We start from the raw sequence: 9,011 nt of genomic DNA, 5'->3' as shown, positions 1-9,011 counted from the left end.
CCAGATTGTTTTCTTTGATAAATTCCCGAAGGTGCTTCCTAAAAAGTTTTTCGTCCATTTTCCTTACCCCCTTGGTAAAAGTTTACCTTTTTCCCAAAGGGGTTTACACAGTTAATTGTACAGTCCCCCATACAAGCCTCTATCATCTCAATTACCTTCTTTGCCTGCACATAACAATTCTTGTTTTCAAGTGCAAACTGTCTCGCCCGCTGGCCTCGTATATTTCTTTCATGCTGAGGTAGCATTAGTACTCGTTGTATCGCTTCTGCAATGCCATCATCGGTTTCATTTTCAATGACGTACACATAATCAAAGTACTCTTCAGGGATACCGGGTAAACGTGTCGTCAATACCGGAGTCCCTGTTGCCATATACTCCAGAGTCTTGGAAGGGAACGAATATAAAGCAAAAACCGAATCCGATGGCCGTGGATTAATTAGCAATGATGCTTTCTTCTCAAACTCAACAACTTCTTTCCTGGGATACATTCCAAAGAACTTAATTCGTGAGTCTATTAACGCCTGTTGTCTAATCTCGTCGTCCATGTCCCCGGTGCCAAAAATCCATAATTGTATATTCTCTTGTCTCAATTTCCTAAAAGCACTAATCAACTTATCAATGCCAAACTGTCTATATAAAGCCCCAGCATACATAATAACATTATCAGATTCCATGCAAATTTTATCATCCTTCACATCTGTCAATTCAGGATCACTCATTCCTTCAATTACAATCGACGGACGATTCTTCCGATTGATAACTCCATTCATATACTTGGTCAGCAGAATGTATCCATCAAATCTAGATTCGGCTATATTGCAAAGCCACTTAAAAGGGTAACTCAGCACCTTCTTTAGGCCCGATTGTTTAGTATACGTCAAGATTAACGAGGGTAAGTCAGGAACTATAACAAAAACCGGAGTTCTTATAATTGGTCGCAAGATGAGTGCCGAAAAAACCATGGGTACGTTAATACAGGTGAAGATAATTGCTTTTCTTTTTCTCCTATTAAATACTGCCCATCTTATTATTTCAAAGCCTAATCCTATAGATTGGATAAGCTGCTTAACAAGTGGTAAATTTACAACGGGCAAATAAATGCACAACGTATTACCAAATAATCGTTCACTATATGAAGGCCAAAAAATGCGCTTGTTAGCAGGAAAGGATGGGATTAACCGAAACGAACATGCAGTAACATTTACATTGTCTAACATACTAAATCCTTTTAGAAATAGCCCTTCAAATACTTGCGATGCGGAACCGGCAGGCTTTATAGTGCATTCCGAAACTATTTTCCAATACGTCTGTTCTTCGGTAAAATTCGTTACAAACAATAGTTCCATCTTACTCTCAAACTCCTCAAAACCTGTTCATGCCAGCAATGTGAGCAACGGTACGGGCTATCATGTAATATGCACGTGCATTTATTAGAAACAATATTGAACTTAACCGTACCCTGACATCAGAAAAGTCTCTAAGGCGTTTCATCCTTTCTGTAGCTTTTAAATCATTGCACAACTTAACAAACTTCGGGTAGGGCAAGGCACAAGCCGCCTGCCACAGGGTTGCCCATACCCATCTTGCCACACCATGTATTTCAAATTCCTTTCCAAAAGAGGGACAATGGACTTCAAAAAATCGCACCAAGTCCTCCATCAGGTATAACCCTTCCAACCGCTCAGGCCCAAACTTTGCCATGGCCGATCCTTCCCTGAATCTGTAATTGTACAGACGCCTGTGGCAGAGGCTTACTTTGTCTACATGCGCTAAGGCTCTCCACACGAAATGCAAATCTTCAGAGTAACGATAGCCTTCGGCAAAGTATATACCTTCTTTTATCAACAACTCACGTTGGATAAGAAGGCTCCAACAGCCGACACCGATTTTACCCAACAACATATTTCGCATCAGCCTTAGAGACTCACAAACCCAAACTTCTCCTTCAGATAATCCATATGATGAATGTGGGCTTCCTTCAGAAAAGGTGGTGAATTTACAAAGGGCTATTTTAGTATTATTTTCGATATTAGCATCGTAAAGAGTCTTAAGATAATAGGGAGAAACTGTATCATCGGCATCCACAAAACAGACGTATCTACCCCGCGCGTACTGCAGACCTGTGTTCCTAGCAACGCTGACACCTGAGTTCCCCTGCTTAATTAAACAACCACCAACCTTACTTCCTGATAAGTATTTCCTAACTATATTAAAGGTCTCATCCGTAGACCCATCATCAACCACTATGATCTCAAAGTCAGTAAAAACCTGCATCTCCAGAGAATACAACATTTCCTCTATGTACCTCTCAACGTTGAATGCAGGTATAATGACGCTCACCGCTGGTTCAATAAGGAAACGGAAATCCAATACTGTGTGTTCTCGAGTCATCAACATCCCTCTCAACTATACTGTCTTCCCCCACACCACTTTGTTCACAATTTTCGTATAGCTCTGTATGATCCTAACCACCTTGACCGAGACGTTTGTGTCACAATAGTCAGGTGGCAAAAACGTAGGTTCTTCGTTTTCATGCATTTTGACAGCAAGTTCGATTGCCTGCTCTACTTCTTCCCCGGTGATCCCTCCAATGACCAAAGTCCCCTTGTCGAGAACCTCTGGCCTTTCGGTAGAAGTCCTGATAAGTACTGCCGGAAAACCAAGGATGGCACTTTCCTCCGAGAGCGTACCGCTGTCGGATACAACGCAGTATGCGTTTTGCTGCAGCTTCACGTAATCGGTAAAACTAAACGGTTCCAGGTCTCTCACCAACGGATGAAATTCGAAACCGCGAGCTTCGATAAACTTTCGGCTACGGGGGTGGGTCGAATAGATCACCGGCATCTGATACCGATCAGCCATCCTATTCACTGCGTTCATGAGGGAAAAGAAGTTTTTTTCTTGATCGATGTTTTCCTCCCGGTGCGCAGACAAAAGTATATACTGCCGCGGCGCCAAACCTAATCGCTCCAAAATTGTGCTGGCCTCAATTCGTTTCCGGTGCTGCTTCAAAACCTCTGGCATGGGCGAACCGGTCACGAAAATGCGATCCCCGCGGAACCCTTCGGCCAAAAGATACCGCCGTGAATGTTCGGTATAGGGAAGGTTGATGTCAGAGATATGGTCGACAATCCGACGGTTTATCTCCTCGGGGACATTCTCATCGAAGCACCGATTCCCTGCCTCCATGTGGAAAATGGGAATCTTTAGTCTTTTGGCCGATATGGCCGCAAGCGCACTATTGGTGTCGCCCAGGATGAGAAGGGCATCCGGCATCTCCCGCTGAAGAACCTCATAGGACCTGGCAATAATATTTCCGATTGTTTCCCCCAAATGCGAGCCGGCACAATCCAGATAAAAGTCGGGCTCTCTTAACCCCAAATCCTGAAAAAATATCTGATTTAGTGTGTAATCCCAGTTTTGTCCAGTGTGAACCAATATATGGTGGAAGTAGCGGTCACACGCTTTAATTATCTCCGACAACCTGATTATCTCCGGGCGGGTACCGATTACTGTCATAACCTTGAGTCTAGGCATCACTATACCTCCGCATAGTAGGTATCCGGATGTTCTTCATCAAAGATTTCATTCGCCCAGAAGAGCGTTATAAGGTCGTTATCCCCAACATTGGTAATGCTGTGCGTGTAACCCGGCGGTATATCCACCACTACCGGCTTCTCGCCCGATACCTCGTAGGATAGAATTTCCCCAGTGTCTATCCGGCGGAATCGGATAATACCCTTACCCTCAATAACCAAGAACTTTTCGACCTTAGTATGGTGCCAATGGTTACCCCTTGTAATCCCTGGTCTGGTTCTCGAAGCGAAAATCTGCCCGAACTGCTTCGACTTGATAAACTCCGCCAGCCATCCGCGCTGATCATGCTTCAACTCCAGTTCATAACCAAAACCGTCCTCCGGTAGATAGGAAATATAGGTAGCATAAAGAAACCGCTCCAGGTCATTTTCAAAGTTGGGCATCACCAGATTTTTGCGGCTCGCAGCAAAGGAGTATATGATGTCGGCCAGCCGCTGCAGCGTCACCTTAAATGTGCGGGGAACATAACAGAAGCCGCTGTCATCCTTATGGGGATTGCCCTCCATAGCTGAGATCAGCTCAGCCACCACATCATCTATGTATACCAGCGTAAGCTCAGCATCGGGGTTGTTTATCTGGACGGGACGCCCACGGGCAATGTTATAGCAGAAAGTAGCCACCACTGAGTTGTAGTTGGGGCGGCACCACTTGCCGAAAACATTGGGTAAACGGTATATATAGACCGGCGCCCCACTGCGACGTGACCACTCCCAAAGAGCATCTTCCGCTTTCTTTTTGCTAACCCCATAGGGGTTATCCAGAGCAGCCTGAATAGAAGAAGTAACCGCAATCGGAACCTTTCGGTTGCTTTTGGCAATCGATTCCAGTAACTGCACAGTAAAACCCCAATTACCCTCATCAAATTCCTCCACGTTCTGGGGCCGGTTAACCCCCGCCAGATGAAACACAAAGTCGGCGCATGCTGCGTACTCTGCCAGTTCCTGGGCAGAATTATCTTTGTCGTAGGGCAAAATCTTTATATCCTTCCTTTGTTTCAGGGAAGCGCACAGGTTTTTCCCAATAAACCCCTCAGCCCCGGTAACCAGCACGGTTTTCATACATCAACGCTCCTTACCGCCTCAATTCTTTGGATACGGCGTGGCTGAGATTTCAAGCGCCATTCTTCCAGTTCCTGCCTTATGTACTCAAGGTTCAGGAGTTTTTCTTTGATTTGGTTTACATTCAACCGCTCGGTATTCTCAGAAGTGTATTCTCTGGCCCGGCTGATCTTTTCCTCTCCTTTGACAAAATACTTGTCGTAATTTAGATCGCGGTCGTCAGGTGGAATACGGTAATACTTCCCCAAGTCTTCCGCATATGCCATTTCTTCCCTTGTTAACAGAGTCTCATGAAGTTTTTCGCCGTGGCGGGTGCCGATAATTTTAATCTCGTTATCAGCCTGGAATAGCTCCTTCAGAGCCAAGGCCAAATCTCCTATGGTAGCTGCAGGAGCCTTTTGGACAAATATATCCCCGGGGTTGGTGTTTTTAAAGGCAAATAAGACCAGCTCAACCGCTTCTTCTAGGGACATTAAAAAGCGGGTCATGTTGGGATCGGTAACTGTTAAAGGTTGTCCTGTCTTTATTTGTTCTACAAATAACGGAATAACCGAACCTCGGGAAGCCATTACGTTGCCGTAACGAGTACCGCAGATGGTAATCTTATCTGGATCGACAATCCGCGATTTGGCAACCATAACTTTTTCCATAAGGGCTTTAGACATGCCCATCGCGTTGATGGGGTAGACCGCTTTGTCAGTTGACAGGCAAACTACTTTTTTAACCCCATGTTCAATGGCTGCATTAAGGACATTCTCTGTGCCCATGATGTTTGTTTTTACCGCTTCCATTGGGAAAAATTCACAAGAAGGAACCTGTTTGAGAGCCGCCGCGTGAAAGACGTAATCAACCCCCACCATCGCGGTAGCAACACTGTTATAATCGCGGACATCGCCGATGAAAAACTTAACCTTGGGGTTTTTAAGGGCCTTGCGCATGTCGTCCTGTTTTTTTTCATCGCGGGAAAAGATACGAATTTCGCGGACATCGGTATGTAAGAATCTTTTTAGCACAGCATTGCCGAATGAACCAGTGCCTCCGGTAATAAGAAGGCATTTACCTGTAAACATGTTTACTCACCGCCTACAGCTTACCTAAGAAGCTTATTTGAAATGCGAGGTTATGATGTCATACCCCCGGGAAACTGTATAGTATTTTTCCAGATAACAGCGGCCATTTAGCCCCATCCCTCGCCGGAGGGAAGGGTCAGCCGCTAGGGTGTTTACTGCTTCCATAAATGCAGCAAGGTCTCCGCTCTTCACCCACAAGCCGCAATTGGCTTCTTTTAATACGTCCTTAATATCAGTGTTTTCGTCAGTCGCTGCCAGTACTGGTAACGCAGATTCCATGTAGCCAGTTAATCGAGAAGGAAAGTTGGGTATGGTAAACCGTGCATCAAGAAAAATCATCCCTACATCGCAAGCATCCAGCAGTTGATCGTAATCGTCTTTGGGAAGAAAGCTTATAAGCCTGGCATTGGAATGATCGCCGGTTTCGAGGTGAGCCTTTATTCGTCCGTACTCGGTCCCAGAGCCGACAATCAGAAAAAAAATGTCGTGCCTATTCTGTATACTATCTAGCAGAGTAAGCAAAAAGTCTATTCCTTGGGGAAGCCCCAGGTTGCCCCCGTAAACAAAAACCACTGCGTCTTGAGGTATTCCCCATCTTTTGCGTATTTCCAGGCGTCTGGTTTCATCAACAATTGAAAGAGGCCGTGGATTTATGCTGTTGGGGCATTCTTCCACCTTCGCAGGGTCAAGGTCAGGGTTGTGCCGCAATAGATACTCCACATTAGCCCGGGACATGCACCCGATATGATCCGAGACTTCATACAAACGCTTTTCTTTTGCACGAAAATACCGCCAGATTAAACCCCCTTTTTTCATAAGGCCAATATCCACGGCATTTTGGGGGAAGATATCTTTCAGCAAAAGGTACGACTTGCACTTGTCTCTCGCCTTTATGTATTTTACAACCCGCTCAAAAGTTATGGGTGGGGTTGAATAAAGCACCAAATCAAATTTTATGTTGCTCAGATATTTATTTATCGCTGCTATAAACTGCCAATCAATGAGAAGCATCGCCAGGCCTTTTTCAATGATATTGCTTGTCTTTTTTATATTCCCCGTCCTTACTCGCAGCACGTTTACCCCGTTTTCGTTTTTAAATTCGGTAGGCTTGCCGTGCCGCCGCTCGCGCTGGCATATGACATAAACCTTATCGCCGCGAGCACAAAATTCCTGCATTAAGTCGGTATATATATTGCGGTCGCCCTCTCGCTCGGGATAAGCAATAGTTAAGAAAAGCACGTTCATAAACCTGGCCCCTACAACTATGTTTATTTCTTGACCTCCAAACCTGAATAAACTAGCTCCACAATTACGAAAACCGAAATGTCATCTTTTGGTAGTCTATTAAGCTTAGGATATTTCGCGCTGATCATAACTTCTCATCTCAACCGCACGCTCGCCGATTGCCTAAGACCTGGCGACAGCTCCGGCAATATTTGGGAAATCTCTGACCCAACTGCGGCGTCTAGCGACTTCAAATATGTCTTCAATACGGCACCAATCTTCTCTAGGTCCTCTTCGCCGTTTTCCCGAGCAATAAATATTCTCTGATGCCGCGTTACGTCGAGCAACTCTTTTCTGCTCAGGAGCTCTTCACACAGTTTTTCGCCCGGTCTTATCCCGGTAATCTCGATCTTTATGTCAACATCCGGCCGGAGCCCAGAAAGCCTGATCATATCCCGCGCTAAATCGATGATTTTTACGGGCTCGCCCATGTCGAGAACGAATATTTCTCCGCCCTGAGCCAGAGCTCCCGCCTGGATGACCAGCTGCACAGCCTCAGGTATGGTCATGAAGTAGCGCTGCATGTCTTCGTGGGTAACGGTCACCGGGCCCCCTTTGGCTATTTGGCTGGCAAAAATGGGAACCACGCTGCCCCTGCTCCCCAGGACGTTGCCGAACCTTACGGAGGCGAAACGCGTCTTGCCCTTGCCGTTCATGGACTGAACTATCAGCTCGCCCACCCGCTTGGTGGCGCCCATGACGCTGGTGGGGTTGACTGCCTTGTCGGTCGATATGTAAATGAATACCTCAGCCCCGTAGTTTTTTGCCGCGCAGGCGACCACGATGGTCCCGCCCACATTGTTCCTCATCGCCTCATCGGGATTGACTTCCATCATGGGAACGTGCTTATAAGCAGCAGCGTGAAATACTACCTGGGGCCTGTGCCTGCTGAAAACAGTCTCGATTTTAGCGTGGTCCTTGACATCGGCCAGGCAGGGGATGACTTGGGCTTCGGGGTAGCTCTTGCGCAGTTCCAGTTCTATCTCAAAAAGGCCGTTTTCGGAGTTGTCCAAGACGATCAAACCTGCGGGTTTAAACGAACACACTTGCCGGCAGAGTTCCGATCCGATGGAACCCGCTCCCCCCGTAACCAGGACCACTTTGCCCTTAAGGTATCCCGCGATCCCCTCTAGATCCACTTTGACCGGCTCCCGCCGCAGGAGGTCCTCGACCGAAACCGATCTGATGCGGCTGACCCTCACTCTTCCGTTTATCAATTCGTAGACCCCTGGAAGCACCTTGATGCTGGCCTTGGTTTGACCGCATATATCAATGATCTCGCGGACGGTTCTTCCCGGCACGGAGGGCATCGCAATGAGAATCGTGTCTACATCGTGCCTCTCCACCAGGCGCGGGATGTCACGCCTGTCTCCCAAAACTTTCAGCCCACTGAACATCAGTCCTCTTTTGCCCGGATCGTCGTCCACAAAACCCACCGGATGAAGGGTTGCCTTACTGTTTGGGGAAAGCAGCTCTCTTGCCACCAACATCCCGGCATCTCCCGCGCCCACGATAAGCGTCCGGCTCCTGCCTCCTGAAGAACCACCGTTTCCCACGTCACGAATTATCCTAGAGCTCATGCGGGAAAGACCGATCAAACCGATAGTTATAATCCACTCGATAATATGTACACTGCGAGGAAGAAGGGTCCAACCGATGAGATAGGTACAGAGGGTTGACCCCGCCGCTCCAGCGGTAGCCGCCTTGACAATGATAATGAGCTCCCTTATACTGGCATACTCCCACATCTGTCGATAGAGCTTGAAATAGGCAAAGGCCGCCAAGTAACATGCTATGGTAAGAGGAAGAACCGTCAGCAATCCATCTAAGTATTGTTTTGGTATATCGCCGTCGAGTCTCAGGAACAACGATATGTAGCCTGATGCCGCGACTATCGCGGCATCCAGGATAACAAGGCCTATCCTGCGCCGAATAACGAGCCGCTCCTTTCTGCGTACCGAAGATACCTATGCCGGTATCACACGCTACCAGCGATATGATT

Annotated in this window: 7 protein-coding genes; all 7 read right to left on the bottom strand. The window is 46.9% G+C overall.

All coding sequences use genetic code 11. The annotated features are described in order from the left end of the window. Positions 1-38 precede the first annotated feature (38 nt). The 7 genes from HPY90_RS06930 to HPY90_RS06900 all read right to left on the bottom strand — a co-directional run bounded on the left by HPY90_RS06930 (position 39) and on the right by HPY90_RS06900 (position 8,877). Positions 39-1,346 (bottom strand): glycosyltransferase, encoded by a 1,308-nt coding sequence (locus HPY90_RS06930; RefSeq protein ID WP_287192814.1) that lies wholly within the window; start codon positions 1,344-1,346, stop codon positions 39-41. Positions 1,347-1,362: 16 nt separating this feature from the next. Beyond that, the gene (locus HPY90_RS06925) at positions 1,363-2,397 is read right to left on the bottom strand and encodes a glycosyltransferase family 2 protein (protein WP_287192822.1); all 1,035 of its coding nucleotides are present in this window, start codon (positions 2,395-2,397) and stop codon (positions 1,363-1,365) included. 9 nt (positions 2,398-2,406) lie between these two features. Continuing rightward, the gene (gene wecB / locus HPY90_RS06920) at positions 2,407-3,537 is read right to left on the bottom strand and encodes a non-hydrolyzing UDP-N-acetylglucosamine 2-epimerase (RefSeq protein ID WP_287192811.1); all 1,131 of its coding nucleotides are present in this window, start codon (positions 3,535-3,537) and stop codon (positions 2,407-2,409) included. A 2-nt stretch (positions 3,538-3,539) separates the two neighbouring features. Then, positions 3,540-4,655 (bottom strand): capsular polysaccharide biosynthesis protein CapF, encoded by a 1,116-nt coding sequence (locus HPY90_RS06915; RefSeq protein ID WP_287192808.1) that lies wholly within the window; start codon positions 4,653-4,655, stop codon positions 3,540-3,542. Then, entirely contained in the window at positions 4,652-5,725 is a 1,074-nt protein-coding gene (locus HPY90_RS06910) for a polysaccharide biosynthesis protein (protein ID WP_287192806.1), read from the bottom strand. The genes HPY90_RS06915 and HPY90_RS06910 overlap by 4 nt, the downstream gene beginning before the upstream one ends. Positions 5,726-5,758: 33 nt before the next feature. Further along, positions 5,759-6,970, bottom strand: coding sequence for a glycosyltransferase family 4 protein (locus HPY90_RS06905; RefSeq protein WP_287192803.1), 1,212 nt, complete (start codon positions 6,968-6,970; stop codon positions 5,759-5,761). Positions 6,971-7,104: 134 nt separating this feature from the next. Then, positions 7,105-8,877: a polysaccharide biosynthesis protein gene (locus HPY90_RS06900; RefSeq protein WP_287192800.1), complete on the bottom strand. Its 1,773-nt coding sequence runs from the start codon at positions 8,875-8,877 to the stop codon at positions 7,105-7,107. Between the last annotated feature and the right edge of the window lie 134 nt (positions 8,878-9,011).

The sequence above is a fragment of the Syntrophothermus sp. genome, from assembly GCF_013314835.1.
GTDB lineage: Bacteria > Bacillota > Syntrophomonadia > Syntrophomonadales > Syntrophothermaceae > Syntrophothermus > Syntrophothermus lipocalidus.
This window is presented reverse-complemented; position numbering and strand designations above follow the sequence as displayed.

Excerpts from the sequence above, each read along its gene's own strand:
- HPY90_RS06930 (WP_287192814.1), bottom strand. The coding sequence starts at position 1,346 with ATGGAACTATTGTTTGTAACGAATTTTACCGAAGAACAGACGTATTGG.
- HPY90_RS06925 (WP_287192822.1), bottom strand. The coding sequence starts at position 2,397 with ATGTTGATGACTCGAGAACACACAGTATTGGATTTCCGTTTCCTTATT.
- wecB (WP_287192811.1), bottom strand. The coding sequence starts at position 3,537 with ATGCCTAGACTCAAGGTTATGACAGTAATCGGTACCCGCCCGGAGATA.
- HPY90_RS06915 (WP_287192808.1), bottom strand. The coding sequence starts at position 4,655 with ATGAAAACCGTGCTGGTTACCGGGGCTGAGGGGTTTATTGGGAAAAAC.
- HPY90_RS06910 (WP_287192806.1), bottom strand. The coding sequence starts at position 5,725 with ATGTTTACAGGTAAATGCCTTCTTATTACCGGAGGCACTGGTTCATTC.
- HPY90_RS06905 (WP_287192803.1), bottom strand. The coding sequence starts at position 6,970 with ATGAACGTGCTTTTCTTAACTATTGCTTATCCCGAGCGAGAGGGCGAC.